General features: G+C 42.1%; 14 protein-coding genes and 1 other annotated feature. Of the genes, 8 read left to right on the top strand and 6 right to left on the bottom strand.

What is annotated here, in order from left to right; all coding sequences use genetic code 11:
* Positions 1–13 precede the first annotated feature (13 nt).
* Positions 14–1,192, bottom strand: coding sequence for a M20 family metallopeptidase (locus tag HCJ54_RS13640; protein WP_187138039.1), 1,179 nt, complete (start codon positions 1,190–1,192; stop codon positions 14–16).
* Between the two features lie 279 nt (positions 1,193–1,471).
* Here HCJ54_RS13640 and HCJ54_RS13635 point away from each other — a divergent pair, with 279 nt between their 5' ends.
* Positions 1,472–2,674, top strand: a complete 1,203-nt coding sequence (locus HCJ54_RS13635) for an MFS transporter (protein WP_187138038.1) — start codon at positions 1,472–1,474, stop codon at positions 2,672–2,674.
* 81 nt (positions 2,675–2,755) lie between these two features.
* Here HCJ54_RS13635 and HCJ54_RS13630 read toward each other — a convergent pair whose 3' ends face one another.
* Together HCJ54_RS13630 and HCJ54_RS13625 are read right to left on the bottom strand one after the other, a co-directional pair.
* On the bottom strand, positions 2,756–3,811 hold the full coding sequence (locus tag HCJ54_RS13630) for an acyltransferase family protein (RefSeq protein WP_187138037.1): 1,056 nt from the start codon (positions 3,809–3,811) through the stop codon (positions 2,756–2,758).
* 423 nt (positions 3,812–4,234) lie between these two features.
* On the bottom strand, positions 4,235–6,574 hold the full coding sequence (locus HCJ54_RS13625) for a helix-turn-helix domain-containing protein (RefSeq protein ID WP_187138036.1): 2,340 nt from the start codon (positions 6,572–6,574) through the stop codon (positions 4,235–4,237).
* Positions 6,575–6,807: 233 nt separating this feature from the next.
* On the opposite strand from HCJ54_RS13625, the gene clpB reads away from it, so the two are divergent.
* The gene (gene clpB / locus HCJ54_RS13620; protein ID WP_187138035.1) at positions 6,808–9,402 is read left to right on the top strand and encodes an ATP-dependent chaperone ClpB; all 2,595 of its coding nucleotides are present in this window, start codon (positions 6,808–6,810) and stop codon (positions 9,400–9,402) included.
* Positions 9,403–9,515: 113 nt separating this feature from the next.
* Positions 9,516–10,205 (top strand): 2,3-diphosphoglycerate-dependent phosphoglycerate mutase, encoded by a 690-nt coding sequence (gene gpmA, locus HCJ54_RS13615; RefSeq protein WP_036067021.1) that lies wholly within the window; start codon positions 9,516–9,518, stop codon positions 10,203–10,205.
* A 43-nt stretch (positions 10,206–10,248) separates the two neighbouring features.
* On the opposite strand, the gene HCJ54_RS13610 is transcribed toward gpmA, so the two are convergent.
* Entirely contained in the window at positions 10,249–10,437 is a 189-nt protein-coding gene (locus HCJ54_RS13610) for a YjzD family protein (RefSeq protein ID WP_036066947.1), read from the bottom strand.
* Positions 10,438–11,042: 605 nt separating this feature from the next.
* Here HCJ54_RS13610 and folP point away from each other — a divergent pair.
* The 5 genes from folP (at position 11,043) to HCJ54_RS13585 (ending at position 15,935) form a co-directional block, all read left to right on the top strand.
* Positions 11,043–11,855, top strand: a complete 813-nt coding sequence (folP, locus tag HCJ54_RS13605) for a dihydropteroate synthase (protein WP_244966961.1) — start codon at positions 11,043–11,045, stop codon at positions 11,853–11,855.
* A gap of 698 nt (positions 11,856–12,553) precedes the next feature.
* Positions 12,554–13,492, top strand: a complete 939-nt coding sequence (locus HCJ54_RS13600) for a beta-ketoacyl-ACP synthase III (RefSeq protein ID WP_185410085.1) — start codon at positions 12,554–12,556, stop codon at positions 13,490–13,492.
* A 219-nt stretch (positions 13,493–13,711) separates the two neighbouring features.
* Entirely contained in the window at positions 13,712–14,953 is a 1,242-nt protein-coding gene (gene fabF, locus HCJ54_RS13595) for a beta-ketoacyl-ACP synthase II (protein WP_187138034.1), read from the top strand.
* 117 nt (positions 14,954–15,070) lie between these two features.
* Positions 15,071–15,535 (top strand): MarR family winged helix-turn-helix transcriptional regulator, encoded by a 465-nt coding sequence (locus HCJ54_RS13590; protein ID WP_187138033.1) that lies wholly within the window; start codon positions 15,071–15,073, stop codon positions 15,533–15,535.
* Positions 15,519–15,935 (top strand): organic hydroperoxide resistance protein, encoded by a 417-nt coding sequence (locus tag HCJ54_RS13585; RefSeq protein WP_187138032.1) that lies wholly within the window; start codon positions 15,519–15,521, stop codon positions 15,933–15,935. The genes HCJ54_RS13590 and HCJ54_RS13585 overlap by 17 nt, the downstream gene beginning before the upstream one ends.
* Positions 15,936–15,990: 55 nt before the next feature.
* Here HCJ54_RS13585 and trpS read toward each other — a convergent pair whose 3' ends face one another.
* Positions 15,991–16,992, bottom strand: coding sequence for a tryptophan--tRNA ligase (gene trpS, locus HCJ54_RS13580; protein ID WP_187138031.1), 1,002 nt, complete (start codon positions 16,990–16,992; stop codon positions 15,991–15,993).
* 52 nt (positions 16,993–17,044) lie between these two features.
* Positions 17,045–17,280, bottom strand: a binding site (T-box leader).
* 88 nt (positions 17,281–17,368) lie between these two features.
* The gene (locus HCJ54_RS13575; protein ID WP_187138030.1) at positions 17,369–19,453 is read right to left on the bottom strand and encodes an immunoglobulin-like domain-containing protein; all 2,085 of its coding nucleotides are present in this window, start codon (positions 19,451–19,453) and stop codon (positions 17,369–17,371) included.
* Positions 19,454–19,603: the final 150 nt, after the last annotated feature.

The raw sequence follows: 19,603 nt of genomic DNA, 5'->3' as shown, positions 1-19,603 counted from the left end.
GTAGTTTTCCTCCTTATTTTTGTGTGTAGTCGGCGACAAGTGTACCCATCGCTTTGGCTGCAATGAGTAACGATGCTTCATTGATATCGAATTTTGGGTGATGATGCGGATAGAAAATACCATCAGCCGGCATTGCACCAACATAGAAAAAGCAACTTGGCCGTTCTTTCGCGTAGTAGGCGAAATCCTCAGAAGGAGGCTGTGGCTCGCAGCGTGTAATCGTGGTCACTTCGTCCATCGCCGTTTCCTGCAACGTCTTTGCCACAAATTCCGTCAACGCTACATCGTTCACGAGTACAGGGTAATCATTCTCATAATCAAGGTCATAGGTGATACCAAACATTACAGCGAGTCCATCTAAGAGGCGCCGTATTTCTTTTTCAATCAAGGTACGCGTTGCTTCCGTCATTGCACGCACATCACCCTCAAGCACCACCGCGTCTTTAATCACATTAAAACTGCCCTTCCCGTCAAATGAGCCAACCGTGATGGAACCAACATCAAAAGGATTGAGCCGGCGACTAATAATCGTCTGCAGGGCAATGACGAACTCGCTTGCTGCAACGATCGCGTCATTTGCCATGTGTGGCGAGGAACCATGTCCACCGCGCCCCGTAATTTTCACTTTAAAAGAGGCCCTGCCAGTCTGAATAGCACCCTCGCGATACGCAATTTCACCGGTTGGCATGGTAGACATGACATGAATGCCAAGCACATGATCGACGCCATCCAAACAACCATCTCGAATCATCCCGATGGCACCACCAGGAGGCGTTTCTTCGGCTGGCTGATGCAAAACAACAACTTTCCCAGTGAACTGGTCCTTCATTTCGATCAACGTCTCTGCCAAAATAAGCATGTACGCTGTGTGTCCATCGTGCCCACACGCATGCATCACACCGAAATTTTGAGAAGCAAAGGGAAGTCCTGTTTCTTCCTGAATCGGCAAGGCATCGAAATCTGCTCTAATTGCTAAGGTTCGGCCAGGTTTCCCGCTATCGATGGTGACTACAATACCGTGCCCACCAACATTTGTCTGTACATCACAGGCTTTGTCTTCATAAAACGCAGTGATATATTTCGCCGTATTCTCCTCTTGAAAAGAAAGCTCAGGATGCGCATGTAAATAACGCCGTATCTCGATTATTCGTTCCTGCTTTTGCGTCAATTTCTCTAACAATTCCTGTTTCATCCATTCTCCTCCTCATATAAAAGGTTCCCTCCATGCCATTATAGTCAGATGGTTTGTAATATATAAGAGAATTTTTGCTATGAAAACGGTTAATTTTTGTCCTCGATCCGTTCTAAAAAAGATGAAGCATAAAAAAGGGGCATGTTTTTTAACTATATTTCAAATTTTTAGAAAACTCCTTGTTCTATTAAATCCAGGTGCTATAATAAAAATGAAAGCGTTCTACCAAAAAGAGTTCCCTCAAATAAATCATATTAATAAAAATCGGAGGAGAGAGACATGGAAAAAACGCAACAAAGAAAAGGGATATTGCCCATCTTATTTCTAGGATACATCGCGATTTACATCGATAAACTAGTAATTGGAGTTATCGCGGTACCACTTGCAGAGCAATTGAATTTGAGCCTTGACGAAAAGAGCTATATTTTCTCGGCCTTTTTCATTGGTTATTCAATCATGCAAATCCCATTTGGTTATTTAAATGATAAATTAGGCTCCAAATTTGTTCTTATTATCTCGCTATCCATCATTACAATAGCATCAATCGTCTTTGGTTCCGCTTCGACGCTGATAGCCTTAGTTGCCGCGCGATTTTTCGCAGGAATTGGTCACGCGGGTTATCCAACGTCCTCAGCAAGAACCGTCACAGACACGTATCCTATGGAAAAAAGAACATGGGCTCAGTCGATATTGATCTCCACGTCAGGAATCGCATCGATTATCGGACCGCTACTTATCCCGATTGTTATCGGAGCATTTGGGTGGCGTGGCGCCGTATTTTGTATCGCTTTTCTGTTTGTCTTAGCACTTATTCTAGTCATCTGGAAACTGCCTAATATGCATAAAGAAAAGCAACAGAGCAGTGCACCAAAGCAAAAAGCCTCCATGCCATTTTGGAAAGTGCTTACCAATCCCGTCGTTGTTTTATTATTTATCGCGATGTGTAGTATCAATATCGTGCTCTATACGATTGCTAATTGGACGCCAACGTACTTAGCAGATGAGCGCGGCGTTTCCCTCATCATGATTTCCGTCATCGTGGCCATCGCTGGGCTGGGTAGCTTACTTGGCAGTTTTGGAACAGCCTACATTGTCGGTCGATACTTCCAACATCGCGAAAAACGTGTCATTTTTGTCCTATCGATCATTACAGCGGGCGCAGCGCTTCTTGTCTACAGCTCCGAAAGTATTGCCGTGCTAACATTCTGGCTTTTCCTATGCTACATGTGTTCCGTCATGATTTTTTCAACGATGTTCACCTTGCCGCTCAAACGGCTACACGAATCCATTGTTGGAACAGCAACCGGCGTCGTCAATACAGGCGCAACACTTGGCGGCGTCTTTGCCCCGATGATTGTTGCGCAACTAGTCGGCACATTTGGAAGCTACCAAACGGTTTTCATAGCGATCGCCGTAGCGGCCATTATCACATGTGTCATCGTGGCCTTCCTTCCGAACATGAAACAGACAGTAAAAGCATGAAGAAGATGGAAGATTCATTGGTTTAAAAACAGGGGGTCTTCCATCTGACTTTTTATATGGTGAAGCACATTTGCGCCAAGCCTATCGCGGGTTTAAGATTTGTTTGGCATGTTTCCAAAATCTACTGCTACTTACCCACAAGCACATATAGGATAAAGCAAGTGTGATGAGGACAACTGCTATGTAATGTAGCATGCTGTGGTGGATAAGGAATACTTCGAAATGGAGTATTTTAGCAATAGCTCGGACGATTAGAATTCCAATTGGATGCAATAAGAAAAGTAGTAAAGATAATGGTCGTGCATATCTAATAGCTGGTAAGCGTAAGGTCATTAGCCACCTAAATAATAAATAAGAGGTAGGTACTAAGAAAATGTACATATCATCATACGCTGGCTTTGTTAAATAATGTATGTATGCGCCCTCTAGCATAAGCATCAGCAAGCTACATACGAATAAAATAATTTCCGATCGCTTCAAACTTCGTTGTTCCACTTGCATGTTTTTGTAAGCTAGTGCGCCCAACATGATAAACAGTGGGGCAAAAAATAATCCATTGCGAGTATTCCCAAAAATTTGGAAAATAATATTATAAAAGCTCTCCATCACAGGATATACTTGAATAAAGTTATAATAGTTGTCGCCACCAAGCCCTATCACGTACAATACAATACTAATGACAAATACTGACGTAAACGAGATGTTTTTTAATAAAAAAGTGATCCAAGCAATGGCTAAAATCGTCGCCGGAAAATACCATAAATGATAGAAAGTCCCGCTGAAAAAAATCATTTTCAAGGTGCTTATAATAGAAGTGTCAAAAGAAATTTTATTAGTGTAAACAGATAATGGAAGATAAAGAAGAATCGCAATACAGTAAACGTAAGTTGTTCTTTTCAAAAAGTTTTTAATTCGTGAAAGATTTGGATAAAAAGGCTTGTTCACAAATGGACCGATTAGGAGGTAGCCCGATACCATCAGGAAGAAAGGCACGGCGACCCGAGCAAATACGCGACTAAACATAACTTCGAACGCTGGACTGAATGATAGAAATGGATAGGTATGAATAGCGATGACCAGTAAAGCGGCTACAAGTCTGAATGTATCTATTTCTTTATATATTTGTGTTCTTGTCATTATATTTCAACCCCTTCTTTTTTGTATTTGATATTTCTTACTATGATAATGACACCTCCACGATTGAAATAGCTAGTTTCAATTATTTTATCCCCTGTTCGTAACGACAATACAAGAAGAGTGAATTTCCTGCATGCTAAAAGTATAGCGAACTAAATCTAATATGAAGCAAAGATTTCTTAAAGCTTTCATAAATATTTATAGGATGGTGTGCAGAGATGGAGAGGGAGAAAGGGTATAGAACTAAGTAGGCCGAGACAAAATAGGCAGTAATTACGAGACCCATTTTTTCGGGTGGGACGTGGATCCTGCTACGCGCAAATCGAGCGCTGGCATCACAAAAATAGTGATACAAAATCTACAACTGGGATTTTGTATCACTATTTTTCATTTGAAAGCTTCTTGTACTAGGCTCATTATTTGCTATATTGTACGCCTAAATTCATAAAAATGAATCGCGTTCATATCCAAGTAAGCATAAAAGGACCAATCATCGCTGATAGCCTCATCACTTACCGAAAGCGTTGGCCTGGAAGCCTGGACAACATAATTCATCATTTCCTGATCCCAGCCATACTTGCTGTTAAGTTCCCAATACTTCGAATACAGCGCCCCGTTATCGCGATCAAACTGGAATGTTCGTAATTGATAATGCCCAGCCAAAAATCCGTGCAATCGAATATGCCATTCCTTCCGATGTGCTCGCAAAAATGAATCCTCCACAGAATAAAGCGGGTTAAAATGTGTGCAGTTTAGCAAAACTAACTGATACCCGTCCTCAAACGCAGTCAATACAAAATCTTCTCCATGAGCTATGATTTCTCCTCGCAAACGTTCTTTGAATTGTAGCGCGTAAAAAGCAGGGCGCCTCCCGTTGAAGAAGTGGAATAATTCGAGTCCATCAAGCCGAATCGTATGTTCGCGCAATTCCTCCTCATAAAGCTCTGTATTGATCCAAAAACCAAGCCCTGCCACCTCTGAACTCACAGCGAGCACAGTTTGAAAAATTAAAGCGCCCCGAAAAAAAGTGCCATTAGTATAACGCGTGTTCCCAGTTAAAGTGTTCCAGTTGGCTAGGATTAAGGGTTTATCGATCTGAAGTTGCTTCAAATACTGCTTCAATTTTTTTGTTTTTGACAAAACATAATCTTGCGTCACGAAGAAATCTTCATTGGCACTTTTACTGAAATCAACCGCCTCGTTCTGGTTTGCATTAAACGCCACAAAATCGATGGCGTCCGCCGTCTCGACCATCCATTCATGACTGGGTAGCGGCATTTCCCGTCGCTCGGAAAAAGGTAAATAACTGCCAACTTGGATTCGCGCATCAAAGCTTTTCAATAATTGTTGTAATTTCAAGTAAACACGCTGCAATTCTTTTTTTGGAACCGCCGTTCGATGCGGCTCAAAGTACATGAAGTGCCAACTGCTAACAAAACCACGCCCAAAAACCTGCATAACATGGCGCATAAACTGCTCTAATTTTTGAAAATAAAGCGGTTCATTAGCAATCGTTTCCTGGTATTCCATTCGGATGAACAACCGCAAATCGAGTTTTTGTAAATAGGCAATTGCCAAATCAGCGTTGGCATACGGAGAAGAGGTTGGTAATTTCTCATCGGTTTCCTTGTCAGGAAGTAGCGTCGTGCCTCCAATTAAATGCCTGATTCCGACATAGCGCACGCGAAGTTCCGCTTTTGCTAGCATGAGTTGTGTCTGCACATTCTCTTTCAAGGCTTCTTTTAGCTCACCAATCATCAAAATATGTAGCGGGTCAGGAATCGCAGTTGTCGCTTTATTAGCAGATAAAGAAATGACTTTTTTCTCAAAAGGAGCCTCATCGACAAGGCTGACTTGCTCCGCAGCTTGGCGGTATTGCGCGAGTTGCACTAAAATATCAGGTGATTGCGCGATTTGTTTTGTCTGCGTCGAAGCTGCCTCCGTTTTTTCCGGTGAGGCTTGGCTGGTTAACGCCTCTTGACGATACGTAGCAGGTGTTTTTCCATAGTAGGCTTTGAAGGATGTCGTAAAATTTTTAGGAGAGGAAAAACCGTTTTTCTGTGCAATTTGTGAAATGTTAGCCGAACTTGCGCGTAAATCATCCAAACTATGCTTCAAGCGAATCTGCGTCAAATATTGCAAAAATCCGAGTCCTGTCACTTTTTTGAAATAACGCGATAAATAGGAGACCGACAAGAATTCCTGTTCTGCGATATCTTGCAACGTTATCTGCTCGTCAAAGCGCTGCTCCAACTGCTGTGTAATTCGCGTAATTCGGGTATCATGAACAGTGGCACCTTCTTTTAGTACCAGTTCCTTTTTGAAAAAGCGGGTGAGGAGGAGCATGATTTGAAACATAGCGCTCTGTATCTCGAGTTGACTGCTCTCCGTTTTGTATGATTGGGCAATCATCATTTCCGCCAAATACTTCCGTAGCAGAGCAATCATCCGCTCGCGCCCAGTATCAATCGTATTGGATACACAATCAAAAGCAAACTGGAAGTAGTCGGCATAATACGAAGCAAAAAAGGGACTAGTCATATGTAAGCGAACGACGATTGTTTCATCATCGCCACGCGCGGCGTAGTACTCATTATGATTCAGGACAATCAAATCATTTTTTACAAGCGAAAAATCGTGGCGCCCCTTTTCAATCACGAGCTTACCGTGAATCACAAAGAGAATCGTTGTTCCAGCATTCATTGTCGGTGCCACATGCGCGATATTTTCCAACTGAATCTTGTAATCATCTTTTTTCCCCATCACAAATCGCCTCCTGTTACTTTCATTATACGCGAAAAAATAAAAATAAAAAGCCGTAGTTTTCCAGCCGCTTTCCGTGGACAAAATGGTTAAAAAAGACTATAATAACTATATGGTCAGTAAAGGTCAGATTAGAAAAAACTCCATCTTAGAGCGGAGGATTTTTCACATAAGACCACTTATAATGAAAAAAAGCAGGTAAATAAAATGATGAAACGAGGTGCGTTAATCCAATGGAAATGCAGAAATTTACACAACAGGTCCAAGAGACGATCGCGTCAGCCCAACAATTAGCCGTAGAAGGCAAGCAACAACAAATCGACACATTGCACGTATTTGCAGCACTACTAGAACATAGCGATTTTGCCAAACGGGTATATGAGGTAGCAGAAGTCGACGTGAAACAGTTAGTTGGCGTTATAAAGGCTGCGATGGAGAAATTACCAAGTGTGACGGGAAGTAATGTTCAGTACGGACAGGCAATGAGTAGCTCGCTATATGAACTAATCGCCGACGCTGAGAAGGAACGCCAAAAACTAGAAGATGACTATGTATCAACGGAACATCTTTTACTCGCCGTTATGAATCAGAAAAAAAGCCCAATCACGGAAGCGATTCAGATTTCGAAAAAACAATTGAACGAAGCGATACTACAAATCAGAGGAGGAAAACGAGTGACAACACAAAATGCAGAAGAACAATATGAAGCACTATTAAAATATGGTCGCGATTTAGTTGCCGAAGTGCGGACCGGAAAAATAGATCCTGTCATTGGTCGCGACGCCGAAATTCGCAATGTCATCCGAATATTATCGCGAAAAACGAAAAATAACCCAGTCTTAATTGGAGAACCAGGCGTTGGTAAAACCGCGATTGTGGAGGGCTTGGCGCAACGAATTGTACGCAAAGACGTGCCAGAAGGCTTGAAGGATAAAACGATTATATCGCTTGATATCGGTTCCTTGATTGCCGGTGCGAAATATCGCGGGGAATTTGAAGAGCGTTTGAAGGCCGTCCTGCAAGAAGTGAAGGATAGTGACGGTGAGATTTTACTATTTATCGATGAAATTCATACGATCGTTGGAGCTGGAAAAACGGACGGTGCGATGGATGCAGGTAACATGTTGAAACCGATGCTTGCTCGCGGTGAACTTCATTGTATTGGGGCAACAACACTGGATGAATACCGCCAATACATCGAAAAAGACCCTGCCCTAGAACGTCGATTCCAAAAAGTACTTGTTCCAGAGCCAACCGTCGAAGATACCGTATCGATTTTGCGTGGTTTGAAAGAGCGTTTTGAGATTCATCATGGGGTTAATATTCATGATAACGCGCTTGTAGCGGCGGCGAGTTTGTCTAATCGCTACATCACGGATCGTTTTTTACCAGATAAGGCAATTGATTTGGTCGATGAAGCCTGTGCTACAATTCGCGTAGAAATCGATTCGATGCCAAGTGAGCTCGACGAAGTAACGCGTAAAGTGATGCAGTTAGAAATCGAGGAGGCGGCACTCAAAGAAGAGAAAGACCCAGCTAGTGTTCGCCGTTTGGAAATGCTCCAAAAAGAACTGGCGGATTACAAAGAAGAAGCCAACAAAATGAAATCCAAATGGGAATCTGAGAAAAGTGAGATTAGCAAAATTCGTGAAGTTCGCGAACAGATTGACCATTTGCGTCATGAACTAGAAGAAGCAGAGAACAATTACGATTTGAATAAAGCTGCTGAACTTCGCCACGGTCGCATCCCTGAGGTAGAAAAGGAACTGGCGATGTTGGAAGAAGAAAACCGGGAAAAGACCGCGAATGAGGATCGACTTTTGCAAGAAGAAGTGACGGAGAATGAGATCGCGGACATTGTCGGCAGATGGACCGGAATTCCAGTAGCGAAATTGGTCGAAGGAGAGCGGGAAAAACTGCTGAAACTCGCCGATTCACTACACGAAAAGGTGATTGGTCAAGAAAACGCGGTACAGTTAGTCAGTGATGCTGTGATTCGTGCACGTGCCGGCATTAAAGACCCGCGCCGCCCAATCGGTTCGTTCATTTTCCTAGGCCCAACTGGTGTCGGAAAAACAGAACTTGCCAAAGCGCTTGCCTTCAATCTTTTTGATTCCGAAGATCATATGATTCGGATTGACATGTCAGAATACATGGAGAAACACGCGGTATCCAGGCTTGTCGGTGCGCCACCAGGTTACGTCGGATACGAGGAGGGCGGCCAGCTAACCGAAGCCGTGCGACGCAACCCCTACTCGATTATTTTGCTCGATGAAATTGAAAAAGCGCATCCAGACGTGTTCAATATTTTGTTGCAAGTACTCGATGACGGGCGTATCACAGATTCACAAGGTCGTCTTATCGATTTCAAAAATACAGTGATTATCATGACATCCAATATCGGCTCAACGATGTTGCTAGAACGTACGGTAGACGGTGAGATCTCGGAAAAACTGGAAGAAGATGTCCTTGAAGTTTTGCAAGCGTCATTTAAGCCTGAATTTTTGAATCGGGTAGATGATATTATTCTGTTCAAACCGCTAACACTTGAGAATATTAAAGGCATTGTGGAGAAAGTCGTTGCTGAGTTGCAAGTACGGCTAGCCGGTCAAGAAATCAAAATTACAATGACTGATGATGCAAAACGCTTTGTCGCCGAGGAAGCATACGATCCGGTGTATGGTGCACGTCCTCTAAAACGCTATATCACGCGTCAAATCGAGACACCACTTGCTCGCGAAATCGTTGCTGGAAAGATCATGCCACATTCCGAGGTCGCGATTACACTACAAGATGGACAGTTTGATTTTGAGATAGTTAGCGAATAATTGTTGATAAACTCCTTACTCAGATTTGCTTTTTGGGTGAGGAGTTTTATACTATACTTTATAGGGAAAAAAGCAAATGGAAGCGAAAATGAAACGTGGAGAGGATGAAAGAAATGAAATTAGTATTGATTCGTCATGGGCAAAGTGAATGGAACAAACTGAACTTATTTACAGGCTGGCATGATGTTGACCTATCAGAACAAGGTGTGGAAGAAGCAAAAAAAGCAGGAGAGCTCATTAAAGAAGCGGGCCTTCAGTTTGATGTCGCGTTCACATCCGTCCTAACCCGCGCGATTAAGACGCTTGATTACGCGTTAGAAGGTTCCGAGCAACTATGGATACCAGTATATAAATCATGGCGTCTGAACGAACGTCATTACGGTGCCCTTCAAGGTTTAAATAAACAAGAAACTGCAGACAAATACGGCGCAGACCAAGTACAATTATGGCGTCGGAGCTACGATACATTGCCACCATTGTTGGAAGAAAACGACGAACGCCAAGCAAAAAATGACCGCCGTTACCAGTTGCTTGATACAAGCGCGATCCCAACAGGCGAAAATTTGAAGGTGACATTAGAACGCGTGATTCCGTATTGGATGGACACGATTGCCCCTGAAATCAAAAGCGGTAAACGGGTAGTTATTGCAGCACATGGTAATAGCTTGCGCGCACTAGTGAAGTTTCTCGAAGGCATTAGTGACGATGATATAATGGAACTCGAGATCCCAACAGGTGTACCATTAGTGTACGAATTGGATGCGGAATTAAAACCAACAAATAAATATTATTTAGGAGAATAACAAAAAAAGTATGTTGGCCAAATGGATTGGTCAACATACTTTTTTATTTGATATCGTAGGTTTCGCTTTCTTTCGGCATTAAAACAGGAATAAGGAAAATCGCGATAGAGATAGCGACCGCCATAATTGTTCCCATTGTGAAGTCGTAAGTCGTTGCAATAACTGAAGCCGCAACATACTCAGACATTTGAGCCAAAATAAACACCCAGAAAAATGTAATGATATAACGCATGACACAACACCTCCGTTCAAGGTTTCTTCCACTCATTCTAGCATAAAAGTGAGAGATTGACCAAGTATTTGTTTATTTTTAATAGAATGGTCATAAAGACAGAGCTAAGGTAAAATAATTTTGTAAGCCTTTTCATATATTCATAAAATTTTCATGTGTGAATCTTTTATGAATATATGATGAAAATACGCTACTAGGCTGTTTTATTTATTATAATAGTATTAATTTCTCAAGTAGTAGCAACATCAGTTATATGTTGCACGATTGTTTTAATGAACCGTGTTTTACACCTAGCTTTTAGTAAATGATATATATGTCGAGTTTATGAAAATGGAGTGCCAAGTTTTAGGCTTGTTTGTACTTTATCGATCGATTGCTAGTATTAGTAAGGAATAAAATAGTGATTTATAATTTAGAGACTTTGATTCACTATTCGACAGCTGGGAAAAAGTCCGTTTAGGCGTAATTAGCTTGGAATGTGGCCCATATATCAGAAATTTACGCCAGAACTATTCCTGATTTTGGGATCAGTTTATATTGATAAGCACTAAATTAAGCGCTGTAGCAGACAAAGCTGAGGTACATATTCTTCAAAGAGGGGGATAATGATGAGTAAAAATGAATTAATTAAACAGCCGAGCTTAATCATGGGGATTTTAAATATTACTCCAGATTCGTTTTCTGATGGTGGAAAATACAATACAGTACAAGACGCGACTATGCATGTGAGAGAGATGATTCGAGATGGTGCCAATATTATCGACATTGGAGGTGTTTCTACGAGGCCTGGTTATTCTTATGTCTCTATTTCTGAAGAGATAAAGCGCGTAATTCCAGTAATTAAAGCTGTCCGAGAGACATTTCCTGATGTTGTTATCTCGGTGGATACTTGGCGTAGTGAGGTTGCAGAACTTGCAATTCAAGCAGGTGCTAATATGTTGAATGATGAATGGGGTGCTAAATACGATCGTCGTATGGCAGAACTTGCGAAAATTCATAACATACCGATATGTTTAATGCATAATCGTTCAGATTCCAATTATACTAATTTTATGGAAGATGTAAAAAATGATTTGTTGGAAAGTGTAGGAATATGTAAAGATGTAGGGGTGCCTGATAAGCATATTATACTGGATCCTGGCTTTGGCTTTGTAAAAACGGACAAACAAAATTTAGAGATACTGCGCCACATAGATGAAATTGTAGTGCTAGGTTATGATGTATTACTGGCAACGAGTCGGAAATCTACCATTGGTTTAGTATTGGATTTACCAGTGCACGAAAGAATGGAAGGGACGGGCGCAACTGTTGTTTTCGGGATATCAAAAGGTTGTCGTATTTTTCGAGTGCATGATGTAAAAAATATTGCACGAATGGCTCGTATGACAGATGCTATTGTTGGGAATATTACTATATAGCACCAAATTTCAATAGATGCTGATGTTTCTATTTCGAGTAATCAAATAACGGGGAAGTTTTCTATTTCCATTAGTTATTATTTTTATTTAAATATGTTTAATTGGAGCTTGTTCAAGGTGTCAAAGTTGGCATTGTGAGTCAGCTCTTTTTCGGCATTTTTGAAAAAGAAGACGTGAATGTAGTATTGCTGGAGGAGGATTTTGGCGCCCATGCTTGGAGACAATATTTCCTGATGTATAAAATTTTTTTCATTGGTTTAATTTAGGAAGAAGAGAGTGGGAGAATGGGATGAAAGAATTTTGGGTCATGATATCATATTAATGTACTTCTTCACAAGCCAAATCAGATGTTTTCTATTGTTAAATGTATGATTGTCTGTTAAAATTAGGACCAGGTAATAAAAAAACCGAACACGCCCGTTCATCCCCGACAGAAATAGTGGTAAGCAGGGTGAAAGCTATCACTTAAGCTTTTGCCGTGTTTACCACTATTTCCGAGGGGATGGCGTGCGAGGCTAGATTGGGAACAGCTACAAAATCAAAAAGCCTCGCCAATTCACTACACGAAATGCGCGAGGCTCAAAAATCCCGAAATTACCACCAACAAGTTCGCAAAACCAGCAATTATTCTTTTTATATGTCATATCCCGAAACGAGTTAAGTCGTTTCAAAACTAATTTTTCTTGGAGGAATACGAAATGAATGCAGGTATTTTAGGTGTAGGCAAATACGTACCAGAACGCGTGGTAACGAACGCAGATTTAGAAAAAATAATGGACACGTCCGATGAGTGGATTCGCACAAGAACTGGAATCGAAGAACGTCGCATTGCACGTGATGATGAATATGTACATGATATGGCTTATGAAGCAGCCAAAGCAGCAATCGAAAATGCTGGATTGACACCCGCAGATATCGATTTAATTATTGTTGCAACAGTCACACAAGAATCTAATTTCCCATCTGTGGGTAACATTATTCAAGACCGTTTAGGCGCCAATAAAGCAGCAGCTATGGATTTAGAAGCAGCTTGCGCAGGGTTCACATTTGGTACAGTTACAGCGGCTCAATTCATCCAAACAGGTGCGTACAAGCATATCGTCGTTGTGGGCGCAGATAAACTATCCAAAATTACAGATTGGGATGATCGTAGCACAGCCGTTCTATTTGGTGATGGCGCGGGAGCAGTTGTTATGGGACCAGTATCTGACGGTCGTGGTTTGCTTTCCTTTGATCTCGGTTCAGACGGATCTGGCGGAAAATACCTCAACCTCAATGAAAAACGCAAATTATACATGAACGGCCGTGAAGTTTTCCGTTTTGCAGTGCGTCAAATGGGGGAAGCATCTTTACGCGTTCTCGAAAAAGCAGGAATGGAAAAAGAAGAACTAGACTTACTCATTCCGCATCAAGCAAATATCCGCATTATGGAATCATCACGCGAGCGCCTAGGTTTACCAGAAGAAAAACTGATGAAAACCGTACACAAATATGGTAATACCTCCGCATCTTCCATCGTGTTAGCGCTCGTCGATGCAGTAGAAGAAGGCCGCATTAATGATGATGACAACATCCTGCTCGTTGGTTTTGGCGGAGGATTAACATGGGGCGCGCTAATCCTTAAATGGGGTAAATAAGCGACTATCACGTCTGGGATAACATAAGTTGATCCCAGACTATTTTTTAAATCAGCCGAACAAATAACGACTTTTTAAGAAATTGGATTTTATTTATGATATAATGAAGGTGTCTTTTTATATTTTGTTATTAGTAATAGCATTTTTTGTATGACCAACTACCGTTCATTTAGCGGAAGTTATTTTTTGTGTGATAATTGTAGAAGAGGAGATGAAATAATGGAGAAGAAACGTGTCGTAGTAACAGGTGTTGGTGCCGTTACTCCAATAGGTAATGACGCCCAGACAGCTTGGGAGAACGCCAAAAAAGGTGTCAACGGTGTTGCAGAACTTACACGGCTTAATCCAGATGATTACCCAGTCAAAATAGCTGCGGAACTGAAGGATTTTGATATCGAGAAATACCTTGAGAAGAAGGACGCCCGCAAAATGGACCGCTTTACGCATTACGCGATTGCAAGTTCTGATATGGCGGTTGCAGATGCAGGCTTAACGATAGACGACTCCAATGCCGAACGTGTTGGTGTTTGGATCGGTTCAGGAATCGGTGGAATGGAAACATTTGAATCACAATTTGAAGTCTTTTTAGATCGTGGACATCGCCGCGTTAGCCCGTTTTTCGTACCGATGATGATCCCAGACATGGCGAGTGGTCAAGTTTCGATTCGCCACGGCGCAAAAGGCATTAACTCAGCAACCGTGACAGCATGCGCGACTGCGACAAATTCAATTGGTGATGCTTTCAAAGTGATTCAACGCGGAGACGCGGACATCATGATCACTGGTGGTGCCGAGGCGCCAATCACGAAGATGTCGGTAGCAGGTTTCATTGCCAATAAAGCTTTGTCACTAAATCCCGATCCAGAAACAGCATGCCGCCCGTTTGATGCTGATCGTGATGGCTTTATCATCGGAGAAGGCGCAGGAATCTTCATTTTAGAAGAATTAGAACATGCCAAAGCCCGTGGTGCTAAAATTTATGCTGAAATTGTTGGTTACGGTGCAACTGGTGACGCGTATCATATCACAGCTCCAGCTCCAGGTGGAGAAGGTGCCGCCCGTTCGATGAAGATGGCGTTAAATGACGCTGGAATTGGCGTGGATGGGGTGGACTATATCAATGCTCACGGAACGAGTACACCGTATAATGACGATTACGAAACACAAGCCATCAAAACTGTATTCGGCGATAACGCTCCAAAACTTGCCATCAGCTCCACAAAATCAATGACAGGACACACGCTGGGCGCATCTGGCGGAATCGAAGCGATCTTCAGTGTACTTGCGATTCGCGACAGTATTGTACCACCGACGATTCATTTAAATAATCCGGATCCAGTCTGCGATTTAGACTATGTTCCAAACGTAGCTCGCGAAATGAACGTTGACGTTGCGATGTCCAATTCCTTTGGTTTTGGCGGACACAACGCGACATTAGTATTTAAGAAATATCAATCATAAATCATAAGGAGATGCCTGATTTTAAAGGTATCTCCTTTTTCCTGAGCAAAAAAATAGCCTTTATCAAAAAGATGGTTTACAATTAAATTGCGCACAAATTAAATAGGAGGAAGAATCATGGCAAGCCAAACACGAATCCTAGAAGAACAATTATGTTTTTCCATTTATACCGCCTCACGTGAATTTACGAAATTTTATCGACAGGCGCTAGATCCTTTTCACCTTACTTATCCTCAGTATTTAGTCCTTCTCGCGCTTTGGGAAGAACCGAAGCAAACCGTGAAAGAGCTTGGTACCCACCTAATGCTTGACAGCGGAACCTTAACACCAATGTTGAAGCGAATGGAAGGTGTGGACCTAGTCAAACGATCCCGTAGTAAAACAGACGAACGCAAAGTGTACATCGAGCTCACAACAAAAGCGATCGATATGAAACAAGCCGTATTCTCAAGTGTCGATGATTGCATTTCTAAGCTTGCCTTTACGCAAGAAGATTACGTCCAGATGTTGCAGGGAATACAAGAACTGACGACCAAAATTCAAGAAAATAATGGAGGAACGAAACATGAAAAAATTATATGAAACAACAGTTATCAACACAGGTGGACGTAAAGGCGAAGTACATTCGCCAGACAATATCTTTTTTCAAGACATCTCATCACCAAAAGAACTAGGCGGCGAAGGTGGTTCTGGCTCCAATCCTGAACAATTATTTGCAGCCGGCTACTCGGCATGTTTTAACAGCGCATTAGAACTTGTGATGTCAAAACAAAAAATCGAAGCAGCAAGCACAGTAGAAGGAACCGTCTCTTTGTACAGCGACCCAGAAGATAACGGCTTCAAAATCGGTGTTGTTCTAAACGTCCATATCGAAGGCGTCGATGCCGAAACAGCGCAAAAGCTAGTAGAAACAGCACATCAAGTTTGTCCGTATTCAAAAGCAACACGCGGTAACATCGACGTAGAATTAAACATTATCTAATCTAAAAATCCCGTCTTGGCTTCTCCAATTGGAAAAATCAAGACGGGATTTCTTCTTATTTTCTTCTTTTACGACCTAGACCGATCGCATTTTCCATCTTTTTCAGCGTTTTATTAGCAACACGAGCGGCTTTCTCTGCACCTTGATCCAAAATATCATCGAGTTCAGGCGACTTCAAAAAATGCGCATAGCGTTCCTGAACAGGCGCCAGCTCAGCAACGACAACCTCAGCAAGATCTGATTTGAAATCACCGTATCCTTTGCCATCATACTTGGCTTCCAAATCCTTGATCGATTCGCCAGTCATCGCGGAGTAAATGGAAAGCAAGTTCGAGATACCAGGCTTATTCTCTTTATCAAACTGCACAACTCCAGAAGAATCCGTCATTGCACTCTTAATTTTTTTCGTGATGACGTTTGGCGGATCTAACAAGAAAATCGCGTTCTTCTTGTTCTCATCTGACTTACTCATTTTGCGTGTCGGATCTTGCAGTGACATGACACGAGCGCCTGCTTTCGCAACATAAATATCTGGGACAACAAACACATTTGCGTCCTCATTTTTCTTATTAAAACGCTCCGCCAAATCACGCGTTAATTCAATATGTTGTTTCTGATCGTCACCAACTGGAACAAGATCTGTCTGATATAACAAAATATCTGCAGCCATCAGAGGTGGGTACGTCAACAAACCAGCGCTCACACCAGCCTTACCAGTCGACTTATCCTTAAATTGCGTCATCCGTTCCAACTCACCAATGTACACATTACACTGCAAAATCCAAGCAGCCTGCGCATGGGCCGGAACCTCCGACTGAATGAATAGCGTCGATTTCTCTGGATCAAGCCCAACCGCCAAGTAAAGCGCCGCTAAATTACGAATACTTTGGCGCAGTTTCAAGCGGTCTTGCGGGACAGTAATCGCATGCTCATCCACGATACAATAGAAACAATTATAATCCTCCTGAAACTGCCCAAATTGCTTCAAAGCCCCAATATAATTTCCTAAAGTTAGATCACCGCTCGGTTGAATTCCCGAAAAAATTGTCTTTTTCATTATCATTTCCTCCTTCAATTAACTACAAAAAAACGCCCATCCCTACATGAAAAATAGGGACGAACGTTAAAATCCGCGGTACCACCCTAAGTGCTCCGAACGCGAAGCCACTTAGCGAAATGTAACAACATTTCTAGAGATAACGGTCTAACCCGCCATTTGCTACTTCACCGTTCACAAATGATGCCAAAAAGTCCATTCAAAAAAGGTCACTATCTGTTTTCACCAACCACAGATTCTCTAAAGGAAGCGATGCCTAAATTTACTAATCTTTTTGCTAACACATTTCAAATATATATCCTCATAATAGCAAGAAATGTGTCATGCGTCAATGCTTCATAAAACTCATCGGTGGAACTACTTCTTAAATCGGTGTCTACTTCACTGTTACGAGCACGCGTTTTAGCTCTGTATTTCCGCTAAACAAAGCCACTTCGACTTTTTGATTAGCGTTTGTAACGAGGCCGCTTGCATAAATTTGAAACGTTTTTGCGGTCGTATTTAAAGCCCCATTTTTCACGACAGTTCCATTCACTAGTAGCACAACTTTCGTGATAGCGCTTAGATCTGTACCAGAATAGCTACCTGTGACAGAGGGACTTCCCATTTGATAGGGGGAAGCGGTTAGACTATATTCCTTTTTGACAGATACGGTCACAGGCGCACGCTTCAACTCTACCGTACCATTAAACAAGGCGACTTCCACTTTTTGATTCGTGCTTGTAACGAGCCCACCGGCATAAATTTGAAACGTTTGGGTAGCTGGATCTAGCGCCCCGTTTTTCACGACAACCCCATCGACGAGCAAGACTGCTTTGGTGATCGCTTCTAAACCAGTGCCCGAATACGAGCCGCTGACAGTGGTATTTCCAAGTTGGAAGGGGGAGGGAATCAAATTATATTTGCCACCGACGAATACTTGTGTGCGTTTTAATTCTGTATTTCCACTAAACAAGGCGACTTCGACTTTTTGTTGTAGGTTCGTGATCAGGCCACTTGCGTAGACTTGAAATGTTTTGGCAGAAGTATTCAGCGCCCCATTTTTCACAATGACCCCATCGACGAGTAGTACCACTTTCGTGATGGTGGTGAGGTCTGTCCCTGCATACGTACCGGTAACAGAGGCATTGCCAAGTTGGTACGGGGAAGGGCTTAAGTTATACGTGCCAGTGACGGATACAGGCGCCCGCTTAAGTTCTGTGTTGCCATGGAACAGAGCGACTTCGACTTTTTGTTGCAGGGTGGTGATAAGACCGCCTGCATAAATTTGAAAGGTTTTAGTCGCAGGATTGAATGCTCCATTTTTCACGACGACGCCATCGACTAACAAGACGACTTTGGTGATAGCATCAAGGTTAGTCCCAGCATACGTACCAGTAACAGCGGTATTACCAAGTTGGAAGGGGAAAGGGCTGACTGTATATGAATTTTTTTCTACGCTTATGGTGGACATATAATCCGTGCCAGCTATCGTTTGAATCACCTGAAGTTTGGTGTTTGCTTTTTGCTTGGTAATGTTGATGGCGTATTGCCCGTTACTGCCTGATGTCCCTTGTCCTAAAAGTTGCCCATTTTCTGTTTGGACACGTGTCTGTGTGTTCGGTTTTCCAGTTCCAGTCAGGTCAGATGTAGCTTCTGTCACTGGATTGACGTGTTGTGACCATCCTACAAGGACTTCTTGTGCAGGGCCAGAACGGTTATCTTTCAGTTGATAATAATATAGTTTGGAGCCTAGTGCAGGTTGTCCCGAGTATAGAGGAAAACCTATAAGAAATGTTCCATTGTCGGAAGTATAATAACCATAGATACCTTGATGTTCCCTTATTATTCCACGAGGTAAACCGATTCCTTTAATTCCAGCTAACGTTGACTCAGTGACGGTAAACTTAGGGGGAACAGGAGGCAGCTTATAAGACTTGTGAAACTCTATTCCTCCGTTCATTTGAATGATCGTGAGGTCACTTCCTACGGGAACATTGGATATATTTGCTGTGTAATTCCCATTATTATCTGTTTTTCCTTGGCTTAACATAGTTTCTTTCCCAATTCGAATTTGTATATCGGTATTAGGCTTTCCAGATACAGTGAGTTCTGTTGCCGTACATTTTGAAATAGACATCATCCACCCAACGGTAAATGTGTGAGTAGGGCCTGTCACTCCGTTTATTTTTTGCCGAATACTTATTGTCCCATTATGCAATGGAAGTTCTTTGGAAATATTCAGGGAAAACTTGCCTGTCTTATCTGCGATTGTTGATGTTGTATTTCCTTTTGTATCCGAAAAAATAACCTCTGCTTGCGGTATGGCAAACCCTTCGACTAAACCATAGGATTGCGTGATAATCAAGGTATCGTTTACGTTGGGTTGTGCCAAAGCTTGTTGCGGCTGATGAGTCATGATTCCCCATAATATCCCTAATACTGCTCCCACTGTTAATGTTGCTGCTAGAATTGTTTTCATTTCGCTAACACCCTTTCTCTCTTGTCTCCCCAACGTTCCTCGAAATTAGGAGTGACAGACGTATAATTACATGGCTCCTACTGCCATTATATTGTATCTATTTCTAGATTACTGTAGACATACTGTGAATTGGTGACAAAATAACCCTTT

The sequence above is a fragment of the Listeria grandensis genome, assembly GCF_014322885.1.
Lineage (GTDB): Bacteria > Bacillota > Bacilli > Lactobacillales > Listeriaceae > Listeria_A > Listeria_A grandensis.
Note: the sequence above shows the minus strand (reverse complement) of the source record. Positions and strands in the feature narration are given on the sequence as shown.